General features: G+C 70.3%; 20 protein-coding genes, 1 pseudogene and 1 riboswitch. Of the genes and pseudogenes, 2 read left to right on the forward strand and 19 right to left on the reverse strand.

What is annotated here, in order from left to right:
- The first annotated feature begins 26 nt into the window (after positions 1–26).
- Positions 27–800, forward strand: coding sequence for a phosphoadenylyl-sulfate reductase (locus tag EV657_RS07530; protein ID WP_207802487.1), 774 nt, complete (start codon positions 27–29; stop codon positions 798–800).
- A gap of 6 nt (positions 801–806) precedes the next feature.
- Here EV657_RS07530 and EV657_RS07535 read toward each other — a convergent pair whose 3' ends face one another.
- The 10 genes from EV657_RS07535 to EV657_RS07575 form a co-directional block, all read right to left on the reverse strand.
- Positions 807–1,496 carry an ABC transporter ATP-binding protein gene (locus EV657_RS07535; protein ID WP_075787181.1) on the reverse strand — a complete coding sequence of 230 codons (690 nt, stop codon included), beginning with the start codon at positions 1,494–1,496 and terminating at the stop codon, positions 807–809.
- Positions 1,493–2,248: an ABC transporter ATP-binding protein gene (locus tag EV657_RS07540; RefSeq protein ID WP_134077531.1), complete on the reverse strand. Its 756-nt coding sequence runs from the start codon at positions 2,246–2,248 to the stop codon at positions 1,493–1,495. Before EV657_RS07540 ends, EV657_RS07535 begins: the two co-directional genes overlap by 4 nt.
- Positions 2,241–3,224: a branched-chain amino acid ABC transporter permease gene (locus EV657_RS07545; protein ID WP_134077532.1), complete on the reverse strand. Its 984-nt coding sequence runs from the start codon at positions 3,222–3,224 to the stop codon at positions 2,241–2,243. The genes EV657_RS07540 and EV657_RS07545 overlap by 8 nt, the downstream gene beginning before the upstream one ends.
- Positions 3,225–3,227: 3 nt before the next feature.
- Positions 3,228–4,136, reverse strand: coding sequence for a branched-chain amino acid ABC transporter permease (locus EV657_RS07550; RefSeq protein WP_371412632.1), 909 nt, complete (start codon positions 4,134–4,136; stop codon positions 3,228–3,230).
- Between the two features lie 58 nt (positions 4,137–4,194).
- Entirely contained in the window at positions 4,195–5,334 is a 1,140-nt protein-coding gene (locus tag EV657_RS07555; RefSeq protein ID WP_134077533.1) for an ABC transporter substrate-binding protein, read from the reverse strand.
- Between the two features lie 64 nt (positions 5,335–5,398).
- Positions 5,399–5,866 (reverse strand): hypothetical protein, encoded by a 468-nt coding sequence (locus EV657_RS07560; RefSeq protein ID WP_134077534.1) that lies wholly within the window; start codon positions 5,864–5,866, stop codon positions 5,399–5,401.
- A complete protein-coding gene (locus tag EV657_RS07565) occupies positions 5,860–6,579 on the reverse strand; it encodes a class I SAM-dependent methyltransferase (protein WP_134077535.1) in 720 nt (239 codons plus the stop codon). The genes EV657_RS07560 and EV657_RS07565 overlap by 7 nt, the downstream gene beginning before the upstream one ends.
- A 655-nt stretch (positions 6,580–7,234) precedes the next feature.
- Positions 7,235–7,384, reverse strand: a complete 150-nt coding sequence (locus tag EV657_RS21520; RefSeq protein WP_166673666.1) for a hypothetical protein — start codon at positions 7,382–7,384, stop codon at positions 7,235–7,237.
- Between the two features lie 204 nt (positions 7,385–7,588).
- Complete coding sequence (locus EV657_RS07570) at positions 7,589–8,035, reverse strand: hypothetical protein (protein WP_134077536.1); 447 nt, start codon at positions 8,033–8,035, stop codon at positions 7,589–7,591.
- On the reverse strand, positions 7,920–8,876 hold the full coding sequence (locus EV657_RS07575; RefSeq protein ID WP_166673667.1) for a glycosyltransferase family 2 protein: 957 nt from the start codon (positions 8,874–8,876) through the stop codon (positions 7,920–7,922). Before EV657_RS07575 ends, EV657_RS07570 begins: the two co-directional genes overlap by 116 nt.
- On the opposite strand from EV657_RS07575, the gene EV657_RS21525 reads away from it, so the two are divergent.
- Complete coding sequence (locus EV657_RS21525) at positions 8,768–9,007, forward strand: hypothetical protein (RefSeq protein ID WP_166673662.1); 240 nt, start codon at positions 8,768–8,770, stop codon at positions 9,005–9,007. The two genes, EV657_RS07575 and EV657_RS21525, sit on opposite strands and share 109 nt — an antisense overlap.
- 32 nt (positions 9,008–9,039) lie before the next feature.
- Here the strand turns inward: EV657_RS21525 and EV657_RS21530 are convergent, their stop codons facing one another.
- The 9 genes and pseudogenes from EV657_RS21530 to EV657_RS07615 form a co-directional block, all read right to left on the reverse strand.
- On the reverse strand, positions 9,040–9,351 hold the full coding sequence (locus tag EV657_RS21530) for a hypothetical protein (protein WP_166673668.1): 312 nt from the start codon (positions 9,349–9,351) through the stop codon (positions 9,040–9,042).
- 89 nt (positions 9,352–9,440) lie between these two features.
- The gene (locus EV657_RS07580) at positions 9,441–9,761 is read right to left on the reverse strand and encodes a hypothetical protein (protein WP_134077538.1); all 321 of its coding nucleotides are present in this window, start codon (positions 9,759–9,761) and stop codon (positions 9,441–9,443) included.
- A 75-nt stretch (positions 9,762–9,836) separates the two neighbouring features.
- A complete protein-coding gene (locus tag EV657_RS07585; RefSeq protein WP_134077539.1) occupies positions 9,837–10,265 on the reverse strand; it encodes a hypothetical protein in 429 nt (142 codons plus the stop codon).
- Positions 10,266–10,564: 299 nt separating this feature from the next.
- Positions 10,565–10,849: pseudogene (locus EV657_RS22690) on the reverse strand (glycosyltransferase family protein); the annotation flags it as partial.
- Positions 10,850–10,943: 94 nt separating this feature from the next.
- Positions 10,944–12,404 carry a cobyric acid synthase gene (locus EV657_RS07595; protein ID WP_134077540.1) on the reverse strand — a complete coding sequence of 487 codons (1,461 nt, stop codon included), beginning with the start codon at positions 12,402–12,404 and terminating at the stop codon, positions 10,944–10,946.
- Between the two features lie 89 nt (positions 12,405–12,493).
- The gene (locus EV657_RS07600; protein WP_243837508.1) at positions 12,494–13,348 is read right to left on the reverse strand and encodes an ABC transporter substrate-binding protein; all 855 of its coding nucleotides are present in this window, start codon (positions 13,346–13,348) and stop codon (positions 12,494–12,496) included.
- Positions 13,335–15,200, reverse strand: a complete 1,866-nt coding sequence (locus tag EV657_RS07605) for a TonB-dependent receptor plug domain-containing protein (RefSeq protein WP_166673669.1) — start codon at positions 15,198–15,200, stop codon at positions 13,335–13,337. The genes EV657_RS07600 and EV657_RS07605 overlap by 14 nt, the downstream gene beginning before the upstream one ends.
- A gap of 140 nt (positions 15,201–15,340) precedes the next feature.
- A riboswitch (cobalamin riboswitch) is annotated at positions 15,341–15,542 on the reverse strand.
- Positions 15,539–16,405: a hypothetical protein gene (locus EV657_RS07610; protein WP_134077543.1), complete on the reverse strand. Its 867-nt coding sequence runs from the start codon at positions 16,403–16,405 to the stop codon at positions 15,539–15,541. (Overlaps the previous riboswitch by 4 nt.)
- Position 16,406: 1 nt before the next feature.
- A complete protein-coding gene (locus tag EV657_RS07615) occupies positions 16,407–16,838 on the reverse strand; it encodes a hypothetical protein (RefSeq protein WP_113670646.1) in 432 nt (143 codons plus the stop codon).
- Between the last annotated feature and the right edge of the window lie 72 nt (positions 16,839–16,910).

Raw genomic sequence — 16,910 nt, forward strand, 5'->3', positions numbered from 1 at the left:
CCGTTGCCGCGCAAGGGAATGTCAGAATGTCCGATCCCGTCTCCGATGCGAAACGCGCCTCTGAAAACGCCTGGCCCCCGGGCGGCGCGGACCGGCTGCTGGAGGCGCTGCAGGCCGACCACATGCCCGATCTGGGCCATGTCGACATGGTGGGGCTGTTGCTTGACCCTCGGCTGGGCAAGCGCGCGCTGGTCTCGTCCTTCGGCACCGAAAGCGCGGTGCTTCTGCACTACGTGACCCGGATCTTTCCGCGCATTCCGGTGCTGTTCATCGAGACGGGGCGGCATTTCGCCGAGACGCTCGCCTATCGCGACCAGTTGGCCCGGCGGCTCGATCTCAACCTCGTCGATGTGCGGCCCGACCCGGCGACCGTCGCCGCCGAGGACCCGCATCACCGGCTGGCCCATGAAGACCCGAACATGTGCTGCCTCTTGCGCAAGACCTTCCCGCTGGCCGATGCGCTGGACGGGTTCGATACCTGGATTTCCGGGCGCAAGCGGTTTCAGGCCTCGACCCGCGCGGCCCTGCCCGCGATCGAGCGCGACGGCGCCCATCTCAAGGTCAACCCGCTGGTCTTCTGGACCCAGGCCGATATCGCGGCCTATTTCACCGCGCACCGGCTGCCGCGCCATCCGCTGGAGGCCGCGGGGTTCCGCTCGATCGGCTGCGAGCCCTGCACCCGGGCGGTGCGGCCGGGCGAGGATGCGCGGGCCGGGCGCTGGGCCGACAACCCCGAAAAGACCGAATGCGGCATCCATCTTGGCCCCGACGGGCGGTTCGTGCGCCGCCGTCCGGTCTGAGGCGGGTCAGACGCCCAGATAGCGATCGACCAGCGCGGGCGTCAGCCCGTCCGCGGGCCCGGTCCAGACGCTGGCGCCCTTTTCCAGGATGACCGCGCGGTCGGCGATGCGGACCAGTTCGGTCAGCGACTTGTCGACCACCAGGATCGCCAGCCCGGTTTCGGCCTTCAGCTGCCGGATCGCGGCCCAGATCTCTGCCCGGATCAGCGGCGCGAGCCCCTCGGTCGCCTCGTCTAGCAACAGCAATCGCGGATTGGTCATCAGCGCGCGGCCAATGGCCAGCATCTGCTGCTCGCCGCCCGACAGCGACCCGGCCTCCTGCCGCCGCCGTTCCGCAAGCCGCGGGAACAGCCCCGCGACCCGCGCCAGATCCCAGATCCCCGGCCGCGCCGCGGCGATCAGGTTTTCCTCGACGCTGAGCCCGCGAAAGACCCGCCGGCCCTCGGGCACAAGCCCCAGCCCCAGCCGCGCCGCGCGATGGGCGGGCATCCCGGCCAGATCCTGCCCGGCAAAGCGGATCGAGCCTCCCCGATGCGGCGAGAGGCGGCAGATGCTGCGGATCGTGGTCGACTTGCCCATGCCGTTCCGGCCCATCAGCGCCACGACCTCGCCCTCGGCCAGGCAGAAGTCGACCCCGAAAAGCGCCTGCGCCGGGCCGTAGAAGGCCGTCACGCCCTCAAGCTGCAGCAAGGTCACGCCAGACGCTCCTCGCCCAGATAGGCGCGCTGCACCTCCTTGTCGGCCCGCACCGCCTCGACCGGGCCGCTGGCGATGATCCGGCCCGAGACCAGCACGCTGATCCGGTCGGCCAGCCGGAAGACGGCATCCATGTCATGTTCGACCAGCAGGATCGGCGCCTCGCGCTTGAGCAGATCGAGCAGCACAGTCATCTCGCGCGCACCGTCCGGCCCCATCCCCGCCATCGGCTCGTCCAGCACGAAGGCGCGGGGCGCCAGTGCCAGCGCCATCGCCAGATCGAGCCGTCGCCGTTCGCCATGCGCCAGATCGCCCGCCCGCACCGCGCGGCGCCCGGCCAGCCCGACCCGGGCGACATAACCGCTCGCCCGTTCGACCAGTGCCGGGTCCGACAGCGCGGGGCGCAGAAAGCGGTAGGGTGCGCCGCTTGCGCCTGCGACGGCCAGCATCGCGTTCTGCAGGACGGTCAGCTCGGGCGCCAGCGTCGTGACCTGAAAGGTGCGGGCCAGCCCGGCCCGGGCGCGGGCGGCGGCGTCAAGACCGGTCACGTCGCGGCCATTCAGACGCACCTGTCCGGCATCGGGGCGCAGTGTGCCGGCGATCAGTCCGATCAGGGTCGACTTGCCGGCGCCGTTCGGCCCGATCAGGGCATGGATCTCGCCGCGCCTGAGGGTCAGCGACACGCCGTCGGTAGCTTTCAGCGCGCCGAAGGCGAGGTGCAGGTCCTGAACGTCCAGTACAGGCTCAGTCATGCGCCACCGCCCGTCCCGCCAGCGCGCCGATCAGCCCGCCGCGTGCGAAAAGCACAATCCCGAGAAGCGCAAGCCCAAGGAAAAGCTTCCAGTAGTCGCTTATCCCGCCCAGAAGATGTTCGAGAAGCACAAAGATCGCGGCCCCCGCCACCGGCCCGAAAAGGCGCCCCGCGCCGCCCAGAATGACAAAGACCATGATCTCGCCCGAGGTCTGCCAATGCAGCATCGAGGGGCTGACGAAGCGGTTCAGATCGGCGAAGAGCGCCCCCGCCAGCGCCGTGACCGCGCCCGAGACGACGAAGGCGATCAGCTTCAGCCGGGCGGGGCGCAGCCCCAGCGCCGCCACACGCTCGGGGTTCTGCCGCGCGCCGTCCAGCGCAAGCCCGAAGCGCGAGCGCGCGATCAGGTGCATGGCCCCCAGCGCCAGCAGCAGGACGCCGAGGCAGAGCCCGAAGAACTGCAACGGATCGAGTGTGTCGAGCCCCGGAAAGCCGTTCCGGACATAGATCGAGATCCCGTCCTCGCCGCCATAGGCGGGCCAGGAGACCGCGAAATAGTAAAGCATCTGGGCAAAGGCCAGCGTGATCATGATGAAATAGACCCCGCCGGTGCGCAGGCTGAGCGCCCCGATGACCAGCGCGGCCAGCGCCCCCGCCGCCATCGCGGCCAGCCAGATCGCGGGCATCGACTTGGTGCCCGGCAAGTCCATCGGCCAGGTCATCAGCGGCTCATAGGCCTGCACGGGGGCTGCCAGCACCGCCATGGCATAGCCGCCGATCCCGAAGAAGGCGGCATGGCCCAGCGAGACCATCCCCCCGAGCCCCAGCGCGAGGTTCAGCCCGACTCCCGCCAGCGCGAGGATCGCGGCCTTGGTCGCCAGCGTCACGAGGAAGGGTTCGTCCAGCGCCTGGGCGGCCAGCGGCACCGCCAGCAGCGCGAGCAGGATCAGGGCGTTCAGAAGGGGTTCGCGCCGCATCGCTCAGGCCCGTCCGAAAAGGCCGCCGGGCCGGATCACCAGCACACCCGCCATCAGGATGTAGATCAGCATCGACGCCAGCGCCGCGCCGACCGAGCCCGCCTCGGCCGGGGGCAGCACTGTCGCGAAGGCAACCGGCAAAAGCGCCCGCCCCAGCGTGTCGGTCATCCCGACCAGCAGCGCACCGAACAGCGCCCCCCTGATCGAGCCGATGCCGCCGATCACGATCACCACGAAGGCCAGGATCAGCACCGGCTCGCCCATGCCGACCTGCACCGATTGCAGCGCGCCGACCAGCGCGCCCGCCAGCCCGGCCAGCGCCGCGCCCAGCGCGAAGACCAGCGTGTAAAGCCGCGAGATGTCGACGCCGAGCGCCGCGATCATCTCGCGGTCGGCCTCGCCCGCGCGGATGCGGATGCCAAGCCGCGTCCTGCCGATCAGCAGGAACAGCCCCGCCGCCACCGCCAGCCCGAACCCGATCAGCGCGAGGCGGTACAGCGGATAGTCGATGCCGCCGGGCAGCCGCACCGGCCCCGACAGCGCAGCCGGGATGTCGAGATACAGCGGAAACGATCCGAAAAGCCAGCGCGTGCCCTCGGACAGGATCAGGATCAGCGCGAAGGTCGCCAGCACCTGGTCAAGATGGTCGCGCGCATAAAGCCTGCGGATCACCGACAGCTCGATCAGCGCGCCCGCGGCGGCGGCGGCGGCAAGGCTGGCGACCAGGCCCAGCCAGAAGCTGCCGGTCGCGGCGGCAACGGCCGCGCAGGCGAAGGCGCCCAGCATGTAAAGCGAGCCATGCGCAAGGTTGATCAGCCCCATGACCCCGAAGACCAGCGTCAGCCCGGCGGCCATCAGGAACAGCATGATCCCGTATTGCAGGCCGTTCAGGGCCTGCTCGATCAGAAGCATCGCGGACAAGGGGCCTGTCTCCGGCGGGGCGGGCGGCGCTGTGCCGCCCGCCATTGGGTCACATCTTGCACGCGTCCTCGTAGGGATTGCCGCGATCGGTCATCGCGGTGCCGACGATCTTGTTGGTGTAGATGTCGCCCTCCTTCACCACCTCGCGGACGTAAAGATCCTGGATCGGGTGGTTCGACGGGGCAAAGCTGAACTTGCCGCGGACTGAGGCGAAATCGGCCTCTTTCAGAGCCGCGCGGAAGGCCTCGGCATCCGAAACCGGCGCCTTGGCCATGGCCGACAGCAGCAGGTTCGCGGTGTCATAGCCATAGGCGGCGTAGACCGAGGGCAGGCGCCCGTATGCGGCGCGGAAGCTCTCGACGAAGGTCGCGTTCGCGGCAGTGTCGAGATCGGGCGACCAGTTCGCGCCGTTCAGCACGCCCACGGCAGCATCGCCCATCGCCTGAAGGATCGACTGATCGAAGCTGAAGGCCGGGCCGATCAGCGGCAGGCCGACGCCGGAATCGGCGTATTGCTTGACGAAGGAAATCCCCATGCCGCCCGGCAGGAAGATGAAGACCCCGTCGGCGCCCGAGGCGCGGATCTGCGCGATCTCGCCGGCATAATCGGTCTGGCCGAGCTGGGTATAGACCTCGGACACCACCTCGCCCTCGTAGAACCGCTTGAACCCGCTCAGCGAATCTTTCCCCGCCGGGTAGTTCGGCGCCATGATGAAGGCGCGTTTGATACCTGCAGTGGCGGCATAGGCCCCGGCCGCCTCGTGCAGGTTGTCGTTCTGGTAGCTGACCGAGAAATAGCCCGGGTTGCAGCCCTTGCCCGCCAGTTGCGAGGGCGCGGCATTGGTCGAGAGATAGGTCTTGCCCTGCGCGGTCGCGGCCGGAACCACCGCCATGGCGAGGTTCGACCAGACGATGCCGGTCAGCACATCGACCTTGTCGGACTGGATCAGCTTGTCGGCCAGTTGCACGGCGATTTCGGGCTTCTGCTGGTCATCCTCGATCACGACCGTCAGGTCGGGATTGGCGGCGGCCTCGACCGCCAGCATGAACCCGTCGCGCGTGTCGATCCCGAGGCTCGCGCCGCCGCCCGAAAGCGTGGTGATCATGCCGACCTTCACCGGATCGGCGGCGGCGGACCCCGCCAGCGCAAGCGCGGCCCCGGCCGCCAGAAGCGTTGCCTTGAATGCCATTGTCGTCTTCCCCGTTCTCTGCCCGGCTTCTGGGCCCCCTGGTCCCGGCCGGTTGGCGGGCATGCTAAGCCGGGCCTGCGTCCTGCGGCAAGCGGCGAATGGCCACCCGAGGCGGGGCGGTCCCGGCGGCGGCGGCGCGGCTGGCCTCGGCGGCATCGCCATAGCGGCCGGTGAAATTGCGGGTCCGCGCGACGCGGCCATAGCGGGTTTCCCAGGGCACGAGGCGCGGATCAAGCGTCGATTGCGGGCTGATCGCGACCACCGTGGCGCCCGGCACCGCAGCGGAATAGGCCGCGGCCCCATAGCCGCCCATCGAGGCGCCGCAGAACACCACCCTCTCGAACCGGGCGAAGAAGCCCGAGGTCGCCAGGCGGCCGAATTCGCCCGCGACGGCCGGGTCGCGAAACCAGGTCCAGCCGACGGTCATCACCCCCAGCATCGACCAGCCGTTCCGGGCGATGACGTCGAAGCCCCGGGGGCGGCGGCCTTCGCGCTTTTCCAGCGCCAGTTCCAGATTGTCGAAGGTTACCACAAGGGCCGGCCCCCGCGGCACGACCAGAAAGCAATGGGCGCCGCAATCGGTAAAGCTGTCCCAAGGCCCGGCAAGGTCGCGGGCGACGCCCGTCCAGCGGTCGGCAGACCGGCGCGCGGAAGCGGGAGCGGGGGCTTTGGCGCGGCGTCGGGGGCGGGGCGCAGGGCGACAGTCCGGTGCCTGGGCCCGGTGGCCAGAACGCGGGTTTGCCCCATCCGGCGCAGGTCGGCCAGCCGGCCCGAGCCGTTGCGGATGTCGGCGATCAGCGTAGCGCCCGCCGCGATCACCCGGCGGAACAGCCGGTCATAGGTCGAAACCGGGTAGTGATAGCCGCAGGAGAGCAGACTGATCGCTGCGTCGGGCGCGAGGTCCGACAGATCGTCATGGCGGGGGGTGAAGGTTACGATCATCGCTTCGGGCACGCCATCGGCGACAAGGAAGGCGCGGGTGCGGGCAGGATCGGCAAAGCCCGCGCCGGTATCCTTCAGGCCGAAATGGCGGGCCTCGGTCGTTTCGATGTCGATCAGGTCAAGCGTGCAGCCGAAGCGGCGATACAGGAATAGATCGACCAGCCCGGACCCGCAGCCGATATCGGCAAGCCGGGTGGGCGGCGGCTCGGCCAGCGCGTCGCCCAGAAGCCGGGCGGCCGTCTCGGCCTCGGTCAGGGCTCGGTCGAGGATTTCGTCCCGCCGCGCGCGGGCCAGCGCCCGCAAGGGGGCGTCGTCGCCTGCCTTCCAGGTGCGGCTCTCGGGTCCGGCTTCGGCGATGGCGCTGCGCTGCGCTGCAGGATCAGGTTCGCGACATCGGCCTCGTCGAACATCGAAAAGTCGGGCCGGGCTTTGCGGTGCGGCGCCAAAGGGGCCGTGGCGATCCAGTGACGGTCCAGCAGCGCGGCGGAAAGGCTGCCTGGGGGGCTGCCCGCCGATCGTGTCCGGTGCATTGCGAAACCGCCGCCCCCAGAAATGCATCGAGCGCGTCTCGGGACCGTCGCGCGCCTCGGCCCCGGCTTGGCGGGCGGGGCGGAGCGGCAGTGCGGCGCGGGTAAACGGGATCGGGTAAAGAACCGGCGGCGGGAAGGCGCGGCCGGCCTCGCCGGTTTCGGTCAGGAAATGGGTCAGCGCATCCGGCCCCCAGCCCCCCAGGGCAGGTCGCGGACATGCACAGGGGCGCCCGCCTTTGCCCAGGCCCTGAGGTCGGCCTGGCGCGCATGCGGATAGAAGCGCGGGACGGGTCGTTTTGTTCGGTAAAGGCCAGCAGCGCCGCCAGCGCCGGGCTGTCGGGCGGCAGCCCCGGCGCGCCGCCATTGATGTGGCGGTCTGTCTGCCAGCCCGGAAGATAGCCGGTTTCGGTCTCGTACGGGCGCAGGCACTAGGCATCGGTATCGGCCCAGATCATGCCCGGGCACTCGGCCAGCAGGCGATAGCGGAACCGGTCCGACAGAAGCGCGGGACTGCCGGACTTGGCGTGGCAGAGCATGCGGTCGGTTGCGAAACCCTCTTCGGCCCGCTCGAACCGCATGCCGGGCGGCAGGCCCTCGATGGGTGCATAGCCGAAGACGGTGACCTCGTGTCCCAGATCGACGAAGGAGGTCAGGCACAGCCGTTCGAGTCAGCCAAGCGCCGGGCCGATCCAGAGCGTGCCGACCCATGCAAGCGGCATCGCTGCCGTCTCCCTTTAATTGCCCGCAAGGGGCCATCGGCCCATGGCGAGCCGGGACTAGGGTCAATGCCGGGCTTCGCCTGGCGGGACGGTAAAGAAGAAATCGGCGGGCGGATCGGTTTGCAGCAGGCTGTCGGGGATTGCGCCCGGCCCGGCGAGAAAGACGCTCGGCCAGAAATGCGCCAGCATCCGCGACAGCCGCCGCAGCCGCTCGCGGGTCAGCTCGGCATGAAAGGCTGCGGGCTCGGGCGCGGCCATCCGGTCGGCGATGCGCGCGCGATGGGCGGCGACGCAGGTCAAATGAGCGGCGGCGATTTCGGGATCGGCCATCAGCCGCGCCCGCTCGGCCTCCATCGCCGCAAGGCGGCGCCGGACCGACAGGTCGTCTTCGGCGTTACGGTTCATCCGGAACCAGTAGCCAAGCCCCTGGTCGCGGTCGACATGGTTGACCCGGCCGCGGTCGCGCTTGACCAGAAAGCTCTGGGCCGAGCGCAGGGCGAAATGGTACATCTGCACCAGATCGTAGCCCGCCGTTCCGGGCGGGCGAGCGGCAGGCGGTGCGGTACATCTGGGGCGGCAGCGGCCGGCCAGAGCCATTGACCCAGCGGATCTCGTTCAGCCGCCCGGGTTCCAGCCCCCTGGGGCGGTGGACGCCCAGCTTGCGAAAAAGTCCCTTATTGCGAAAGAGCGTCTTGACCCCCCGGGTCTGATGCGGCTTGCGCGTCATCTTGGTCGCGCAGAGGGTGAATTGGGCCATCGCCGGGCGATCCTCGTAGCCGTCGATGTCGGCATTGCCGAACAGCCGCCCGGTCATCGAGATCGGGTTGGCGCCCCGGGTCGCGGCAAACAGCGCGGCCAGCGTGCCGTCGCCGGTCGTGATGGTGATGAACCCGTCGACATCCATGCAGACGATCCAGCCCGCCTCGCGGATCGCGGGCTCGTCCTCCGCTGCCTGCAGCGCGGCATGCTGGGGCTTCAGCCCGGTGGCGCGGTAGGGGTTCGTCCGGTGCTGCACCAGTCCCTTGCTGTCAAGACGCGCCAGCAGCCGGTCGGTGCCGTCTGTGCAATCGTTGGTGTGGACCAGAATGTCGTCGACGCCGATGGCGCGGTGATGGGCCAGCCATTGAGGCTGACGGGGCCTTCGTTCTTCATGGTCGTGACGATGGCCACGCGCCCGGGGCTTGGGTCGGGGCCTTGGTGGGCGGCGGCCCGTGTCGGGGCGGAGCGCGGAACTGCGGGGGCATGGCCGAATTCGCGGGCGACCGGATCGGCCAGCGCGAGCGCGGCCGCAAGGCTTGTCCTGGGCACGATCCGGCCGACCGGATGGCCGCGATGGCGCATACCGATGCAAAGGAAAAGACTGCCTCGGCCGTGGCCTCGCCTGCCCGGTGCGCGCGCCAGGGCCGATTGTCGGGCATCTGGGCCGGCACGACGCACCAGCGGCGCAGCCCGCGCGGCCGGTCGAACTGGAGGCACCCGTGATCGGCAAAGCCCGGCCGGGCCGGGTCGCGGGATTACCACGGAAAGACATGGCGCCCCAGCAGCGCCAGCGCGCCCGAGGCCCGGGCGGTCTCGAAGACAGTGGTGCCGTACGGGGCGGGGCACAGCAGGTCGCAAAGGTCGAGCGCGGCGACCGCGTGTGCCCCGGCCAGCCAGGCATGGGGCAGCCATTCGTACAGATGCCCCTCGCCCAGCGGCGCCCGCCAGCGGTCGGGGGCGGGCGGGGTCATGCGGGCCTTGCCCGGGGCCTCGGGGACATTGAGCGGATGGCTTTCGGGGGCCGCGCCGGGGGGGCCAAGCGGATGATCGAAGCCGACCAGCAGCACCCGGGTCAGCCCGTCGAGCCGGGGGCGAAGGACGGCCAGCGCCTCGGCGAACCTGTCGGCCTCGGGGCCGGGCGGGGCGCGCTCGACGATCAGCGCGGCCTGAAGCTTCTTGGGGGGCGGCGGTAAAAGGCCAGCCAGTCTGGGGGCCCGTCTGCGGCCCCGTCTGCGGCCTCGTCTGCGGTTTCGCCGTTCCGAAGCGCGACCAGAACGTTGAGCCCGGCGAAAAGGTGGGTCCGGGCCGGGCGCGGATCAGGCATGACGGCCCCGCCGTCGAGCGTCAGCGGAACCGGGCCTTCGTCGCTGCCGCAGGTCAACGTCAGAAGCGTCGCGCCCGCGACCGTGCGAAGCGTGGTGGCCGTCGTCTCGCCCGCCGGACCGACGGCGCCCGGCGGCGCGGTTCCGGCCAGCATCGCTGTGACCTCTCGTCCGCTGCCTGCGGGCGTGGCGACCGTGTCCAGGCAGATCGCGGCCAAGCGGCCGGGCGGTTAGCGCGACGGGCAGGATCTCGGGACCGGGGGCCATCGGCTCAGAGCCTCCCCCGCGCCACGCGGATACAGTGCGTAGATGGCGGCGGCCCGGTCGGGCGGCAACGCCCGGCTGCCCCCGGCCAGCACAAGCTGGCTGTAGAAGGCGTGGCGCTCGGGCGTGGCGATCTGGCGCGCGGCCTCGGCCCGATGCCAGTCAAGCGTGGCCTCCTGCAGCGCGGCCAGCCCGGGCAGGGCGGTGAGGCGCGCGCGCACCGCGGCGGTGGCGGGGGCCATCGCGGCGATCGAGCGGTCTTCGACGGTGTTGAAATTCCGTTCGACCCAATGGCCCAGATCGACCGCGCGGTCCGTCCGGTTCGGCAGGCCGCGGGCGCGTTTGACGACGAAGGCCTTGGGCGACTTCACCGCGTAATGGTTGATTTCGGCCAATGCCCGCCCGGCCTGCCCCCCCCCAGAGCGAGAGCCGCCCGGGGTGTGCCGCGAAGCGTTCTGGCAGGGGCGTGCCGCTGCCATCGACCCAGCGGGGCGGGGCCCGTCCGGGCACCGGGCGCGGGCGGTGGATGCCGATCCGGCCGAAGGCCTCGATACGGTAGAGCGTCTTGAAGAAGCTTGCCGCGACCGGGAAGGCGGCATCGGGGGGCATGGCGGCGGTGAAGACCTCGGTCACCGGTTGGTCGGGATCCCGGTTTCGCCGTTGCCGCCGGAAAGCCGCCAGGGCAGGGCCGCGATCAGTGCCGCCAGATCGTGGCCGGGGACGTGGATGTTGAGATATTCGTCGAGGTCGATGCCGAGGATCCAGTCGGCCCCGGCCGCGCGGGGGGGGGGCGGCCTTCAGCGCCTGTCATTGCAGGCTTTTGCCCCGGCCGCGCGGGGTTCTGCAGATGGGGCGCCAGACCGGCGGTGTCGAGCAGGTCGAGCATGTTGTCGGTGCCGTCGTCGCAACCGTCGGTCACGACGATGATGCCGTCCGCGCCCGCGCCCAGAGGATGGGCGAGCCAGTCCGGCGGATAGGGGCCCTCGTTCCGGGCCCTCGTTCCGGGCCGTCGTGACGATCAGGACGCGCGCGCAGCGGCGGGCCTTCTTGCCGCCTGTGCCCCCGGCGGGGGGCTAGTTTGCGGGGACGACACCGGCGAGGGTAAACAGCGCGTCAATGTCGAGATGGGCTTCGAGATGGGAGGCCAGCGCGTCGAGCGTGTCCTCGACCGCCTGGCCGTAGCCTTCGGTGCCGGTCTCGACCCCGAGCCGGGCCAGCCAGGCGCGGCGGAAGCCGTCTTCGGAGAAAAGCCCGTGCAGATAGCTGCCCGCAACGCGCCCGTCGGCCGAGACCGCGCCTTCGGCGCGGCCCGCGACATGGGCAAAGGGGCGGGCGCGGTCGGGACCGTCGGTCGCGCCGATATGGATCTCATAGCCGGAAAACGCGGCGCCGGTGGCGGCATGGGTGGCCGCGACCCGGGTCAGGGTCTTGTCGGCATGCATCACCGTCTCGACCTCGAGCAGGCCGAGCCCCTCGGTCAGGCCCGGCGGCCCTTCGAGCCCGTGCGGATCGGCGATGCGTCGGCCGAGCATCTGATAGCCGCCGCAAAGCCCCAGCACCCGCCCGCCCCGGCGCAGATGCGCGGCAAGGTCGATATCCCAGCCCTGGGCGCGCAGGAAGGCCAGATCGCCCCGGGTCGATTTGGTGCCGGGCAGGATCACCAGATCGGCATCGCCGGGCAGGGCGCGGCCGGGCGGGATCATGGTCAGCCGGATCCCGGGTTCCAGTTTGAGCGGGTCGAGATCGTCGAAATTGGCGATCCGCGACAGCATCGGGCAGACGACGTGAAAGGCGCCCCGGCCCGCGCCGCCCAGATCGACCGCATCCTCGGCGGGCAGGCGGCAGGCGTCTGGAAACCACGGGATGACGCCGAAGCCGGGCCAGCCGGTGCGGTCCGCGATCAGCCGGTAGCCGTCGTCGAAAAGCCGCGGATCGCCGCGGAACTTGTTGATGGCAAAGCCCCGCACCATCGCCAGATCGCCCGGGTCGAGCACCGCGCGCGTGCCGACGATCTGGGCGATCACGCCGCCCCGGTCGATATCGCCGATCAGCACCACCGGCACATTCGCGGCCTGTGCAAAGCCCATATTGGCGATGTCGCCCGCGCGCAGGTTGACCTCGGCCGGGCTGCCCGCGCCCTCGACGATGATCAGGTCCCGTCCGGCGGCGAGGCGGTGGAAGCTTTCCAGTACCGGGGCCATCAGCTTCGGTTTCTCGGCGGCGAAAGCACGGGCGCGCAGCGCGCCCCGGGCGCGGCCCTGCACGACCACCTGGGCGCCGGTATCGGTTTCGGGTTTCAAGAGGACCGGGTTCATATCGGTCAGCGGTTCGATCCCCGCGGCCCGGGCCTGCAGCGCCTGCGCCCGGCCGATCTCGCCGCCATCGGCGGTCACCGCGGCATTGTTCGACATGTTCTGCGGCTTGAACGGCGCGACACTTAGCCCGCGCCGGAGCGCCGCGCGGCAGAGCCCGGCGACCAGAAGCGACTTGCCCACGTTCGAGCCTGTGCCTTGCAGCATGAGTGCGCGTGTCATCGGGAGGGGCTTTCCTCGGAGCTTGGGCCCGTGGCGGGCGTTGCGTCCTGGGTATTTGGACCAAGAAGAAGCCGCAAGCGCATCGGGTGTCAGTTCTGGCCGGGGGGCGCGGTGAGGGCATCGCGGCGGCGGGTCATTTCGGCCAGGGCGTCCAGCACGAGGGGGGTGCCGCAGACCCAGTCGGGGCCGGACAGGGCCGGGGCGGCGGCGGCGGGCAGGGCGCGGAGCGCGGGATGGGCGAGGATCTCTTCGGCGCGGGAGGTTTTCGGATAGGGGCGCGAGAGGATCAGCAGGTCGGGATCGGCCATCACCAGCTCTTCGAGCGCGAGATCGAAGCCGCCGCTGCGGCCGCGCGCCGCCTGGCCGGAGCCCGCGAGGTTGCTAAAGCCCGCATGGGTCAGGATATCGTCCGACAGCGTGCCTTTGCCCTGGGTGTAGCCGTTGGCATAGAAGAAGGCGGCCAGCGGCCGGGGCGGGCCGCTGCGCGTGAGCCGGGCGAGATCCCGGACGAAGGTCTGGGCGAGCGCCTCGGCCCGGGCCTCGCGGCCCAGAAGCCGACCCGCCTCGCGCAACCGCTCGGGCACCTCGTCGAGCCGCGTCGTCAGCCCGATCCGCGCGACCCGGATGCCGAGCCGTTCCAGCATGGCGACCGTCGCCGGGTTCGAATAGGTGCCGGCCAACACCAGATCGGGGCGCATCAGAAAGATTTCCTCGGCGCCGCCGGTATTGGCGGGGTAGGCGCGGGCGGCCTCGGGCATGGCCGAGTTCATCGGGTTCGCGGCCAGGTCGCTGATCGAGACCAGCTGACCCGGCGCCGCGACCAGCATGGCAAGCTGGTCGGTGCAGAGGTTCATCGATACGACCCGCGCGGGCGGGTCGGCCAGCACCGCGGCCCCGGCAAGGGCCAGGGCCGCGGCGAGACCGATCGCGCTAGAAGGAGGCACGCAGCCCCACATAGAGCGCCCGGCCCGTGGTGTTGTAGTGATAGGCGCCGCCATAGCCATAGGCGACGGCCGAGTAGAACTCCTCGTCGAAGAGGTTTTCGACCCTTGCATAGGCCTCGGTGCCGTTGTCCAGCGCGTAGGTGATCTGGGCCGCGGCAAGCCCGGCATCGGGCAGAGAGCCGTAAGGGTCGAGGCGTCCGGCCAGATACTGGTAGGAGACATCGGCCGTGAGCCGCGGCGTCACCTCGCTGCTGACGCCCAGCAGAAGATCGTGGAGCGGCACGCGGTCGAGCCGGTCGCCCTTCCAGCGGACGTCGGTATAGGTGTAGCTGCCGTAAAGCGCGATGGCGGAGGTCATCTCGTGGCGGCCGGACAGTTCCAGGCCCTGGCTGCGGGTGGTTCCGTCGAGCTGGCGGTAGCAGCCCCAAGCATAGCTGCAGATGGCGGGGTCGGCTGCGCCATAGTCGATCTTGTCATCGATTTCCGCAAAGAAGGCGGTGGCCTTCAGGAACCCGTCGCCCGACAGGCGTTTCTCAAGCCCGATGTCGAAGCTGGTGCTGGTTTCGGGGTTGAGGTCCGGGTTGCCGACCGTGTCGCCGGTAATGGTGCCGTAAAGTTCGTAAAGCGCGGGGACGCGATAGCCGGTGCCCAGAGAGGTGCGGAAGATCAGGTCGGGCTGGAGCCGCCAGGCCAGCGCGGCTCGGCCGGTCACCTGATCGTCAAAGCTGGAATAATTATCGTAGCGCAGCGAAAGCGACAGATCGATGTCGTCGGTCGCGGCCTGGCGAAGCTCGGCAAAGAGCGCGCGGTTGATGACCGAATAGGTCTCGCCGTCAAGCTTGGCCTCGTCCTGTTTCCAGTCGGCGCCGAAGGAGAGGTCGGTCCCGGCCGCCAGAGAGGCCGTCCCGAGATAGCTGGCGGCGCGGCTGGTGCCATCATAGGAGGACGTCCCGAAACTCGAACGGTAGCTGCGCTCGGTCTGCGTGCGCGCCAGCGACAGTTCGTTGTCGACCGTCCCGATCGCGAATTGGGCGAAGGCGCGCAGGCCTTTCCGTGTCGCCTCCGATCGGGTGATCGGGTTCGTGTCGGTCGCGTCGCTGTCATAGTCCGAGTTTCCGTCGGAATAGAAACCCGAGAAGCCCAGCCGAAGGGTGTCGGTCAGATCGTAGGCGGCATTGAGCGAGACCGAATCCTCGTCGAAGCCGTCCGCTTCGTCATTGCCCGACAGGGTCGAGAAGCCGTCGGTTTCGACATGCGAGATCGTGGCCGACACTTCGCCGCGTTCGGTCTTCTGGCCAAGGCTCAGACCGGCAGAGTAGCTGCCATAGGTGCCGGTTTCGACCGTCGCCCGCCCCGAAAAGCCCAGTTTCTCCGGTCTCCAGGTGGTGATGTCGACAACGCCCGCGATGGCATTTGCCCCGAAAAGCGCGGATTGCGAGCCCTTCAGCACTTCGATCCTGGAGGGCAGGCCGGCGGTCAGGGTGCCGAAGTCGAGCGCGGCAGGGGTGCCCGACGGGTCGGCAAAGTCCATTCCGTCGATCCGGGTCGCGATATAGCCGTTTCCAAGCCCGCGAATCCGAAGCGTGGCGGTCTGCCCGAGCCCGCCATTCTGGGTGATCGACACGCCCGGCAGGGTGGCAAGCGTCTGGCCCAGATTCTGTCCGCCCGCTGCAATCTCGCCGCTCTCGACGGTCTCGACCGTCGCGCCGGTCCGGTTGGTGGCGATGGGCGTGAGGCTGGCGCTGGCAGTGATCTCGTCCAGCATCAGGCTGGACTGCACCTCCTGCGCCAGGGCGGGCAGGGGGCTCAGCGCGGCGAGGCCGAGCCCGAGGCAAAGGGTGGGTCTTGTCATGTCGGTTCCGTTCCGGTCTCGGGAACCGCCGCGGCGGGCGGTCCGTCCTGTCATGGGGTCCTTGGAAAGACATGCCTTCCGCAGACGGTGATGCGTCACCACTGCGGATGGTCCGCCGCCTGCGCCGCGCCCCGCGGTCAGGCTAGGTGATCGCCCTGGCAGGTCTCCTGGCTTGCGGGTCCTCGCTTGGCTGGCCTTCCCGGGGAGGACCCCCAGTGGCACGATCAGCCGCGCTCGCCGCTTACAGTTGCGGGGGCAGCCGCGGAATTGACCCCATGAAGGCCGCACCGCGTTCCCTTTTCATCGCCCGTTTCCGGGCGAACCAAGACAAGTTTCGGTTAATCCGGGCTCCCGGCCCTGTCAAGCGGCGCGCTCCTTGCGGCCGGTCCGGTCGCGCGGCAGAGGGCGAGGATCGCGGGAAGCTCTTCGCTGGGGCTCAGAAAAAGCGCGGCGTCCCGGCCGTGGGCGACACGCACCAGCAGAAGGTTCGACGGCGCGGGCGCGCGCAGGATCGCGCAGGTGGTCCCGGGGCCGTCTCCGGCGGCTTTGGTCATCGCGCCGAGCCCGAGCCCGGTGAACCCGGTCAGCCGGTGGGCAAATTCGGCATCGCCCTGCATCGCGACAATCTGGCCCTCGCGCAGCCGCAGCCCGGCCGTCGCCCGGGCGAGACAGGTGCCGACCGGATCGGGCGGCGGCGTGGCGGTCTCTCCGGCCTGGTCCGGGCGGGGCTCGGGTGCGGGGGCGCTGGCCGCAGGCGCGGTCCAGCCGCGGTCTGCGGCCGCGCGCAGAGCCTCGACCGAACAGCCGGCTTCGGTCGGATCGACCCGGTAGGGAGGGCGGCTCGCGGCGACCGACAGCTCGGCCGCCTTGGCGACGAAGGGGCGGACCCGGCCGTGAAAGGCGGCGATCAGGGGCTCGGCGGGATCGCCGGTGGCCTCTGGCGGCTCGGCCGGGATCGGCGCCGCGTCCGCTGTGACCGGCCCCGTGCGGCCCACCCGCAACAGGCGGCGGCGGGCCGCCAGCAGCCGGATTTCCTGACCGGCCCCGTCGCCGATGGTCATTTCGCGCGGCAGGATCGTTTCCGAAATCTCGGTCAGCAGCACCTCGACGATCCCGTCCACGCCCCCGGGCACCGTGCGTTCGGCGGCGGCCTCGGCGCCCCTCAGCTTGGCCAGCGCGGCGTTGAGACGCTCGAGCCCGGCCATCTCAGCGGCCCCGGTCCTGCGACCCGCCGGCCGCAGCGGCCGGGGGCGCGGCATCGACGATCTCGACGATTTCGGCCATTGTGGCGCGCATGGCGGCAAGCGCGGCCGCGATATCGGCCTCGCCTCCGATCACCGCGCAAAGTGCCTCGTCCGGGTCGCGCGGCGCCCGCACGAAAAGCTCGAACCGGCCCTCGTGCAGCAGCACCGCCTCGGGGGGCGCCTGATCGGTCCCGAACACTTCGGTCGAGGCGGCGGCGGCCTGCCCGCCCAGAAGCAGCGCTCCGCGCAGACAAAGCGCATCGTAGAATTCCTGGGGCTGAGAATGCTCGGCCTCGGCCCGCAGCACCAGCCGCGCCGACAGGTCGACGAATGCGATTACCCGGCAATCGGGAATCGCCCGTCGGAGCGCCTGAATGGTGACCGTCAACGGCATCGTGCCCGAGTTTATCCGAATTTCCGGCGGCGGCCACTGGCAATAGCGCACGGGCCGGGGGCGTGGGCGACG

The sequence above is a fragment of the Rhodovulum visakhapatnamense genome (genome assembly GCF_004365965.1).
Lineage (GTDB): Bacteria > Pseudomonadota > Alphaproteobacteria > Rhodobacterales > Rhodobacteraceae > Rhodovulum > Rhodovulum visakhapatnamense.

Bases quoted from the DNA above. Each gene is read 5' to 3' on its own strand.
- EV657_RS07550 (WP_371412632.1), bottom strand. From the start codon at position 4,136: ATGCTTCTGATCGAGCAGGCCCTGAACGGCCTGCAATACGGGATCATG.
- EV657_RS07605 (WP_166673669.1), bottom strand. From the start codon at position 15,200: ATGACAAGACCCACCCTTTGCCTCGGGCTCGGCCTCGCCGCGCTGAGC.
- EV657_RS07580 (WP_134077538.1), bottom strand. From the start codon at position 9,761: ATGCTGGCCGGAACCGCGCCGCCGGGCGCCGTCGGTCCGGCGGGCGAG.
- EV657_RS07540 (WP_134077531.1), bottom strand. From the start codon at position 2,248: ATGACTGAGCCTGTACTGGACGTTCAGGACCTGCACCTCGCCTTCGGC.
- EV657_RS07610 (WP_134077543.1), bottom strand. From the start codon at position 16,405: ATGGCCGGGCTCGAGCGTCTCAACGCCGCGCTGGCCAAGCTGAGGGGC.
- EV657_RS07545 (WP_134077532.1), bottom strand. From the start codon at position 3,224: ATGCGGCGCGAACCCCTTCTGAACGCCCTGATCCTGCTCGCGCTGCTG.
- EV657_RS07615 (WP_113670646.1), bottom strand. From the start codon at position 16,838: ATGCCGTTGACGGTCACCATTCAGGCGCTCCGACGGGCGATTCCCGAT.
- EV657_RS07570 (WP_134077536.1), bottom strand. From the start codon at position 8,035: ATGTACCATTTCGCCCTGCGCTCGGCCCAGAGCTTTCTGGTCAAGCGC.
- EV657_RS07530 (WP_207802487.1), top strand. From the start codon at position 27: ATGTCCGATCCCGTCTCCGATGCGAAACGCGCCTCTGAAAACGCCTGG.
- EV657_RS07595 (WP_134077540.1), bottom strand. From the start codon at position 12,404: ATGACACGCGCACTCATGCTGCAAGGCACAGGCTCGAACGTGGGCAAG.
- EV657_RS21525 (WP_166673662.1), top strand. From the start codon at position 8,768: ATGGCCGAATTCGCGGGCGACCGGATCGGCCAGCGCGAGCGCGGCCGC.
- EV657_RS21520 (WP_166673666.1), bottom strand. From the start codon at position 7,384: ATGCGGTTCGAGCGGGCCGAAGAGGGTTTCGCAACCGACCGCATGCTC.
- EV657_RS07555 (WP_134077533.1), bottom strand. From the start codon at position 5,334: ATGGCATTCAAGGCAACGCTTCTGGCGGCCGGGGCCGCGCTTGCGCTG.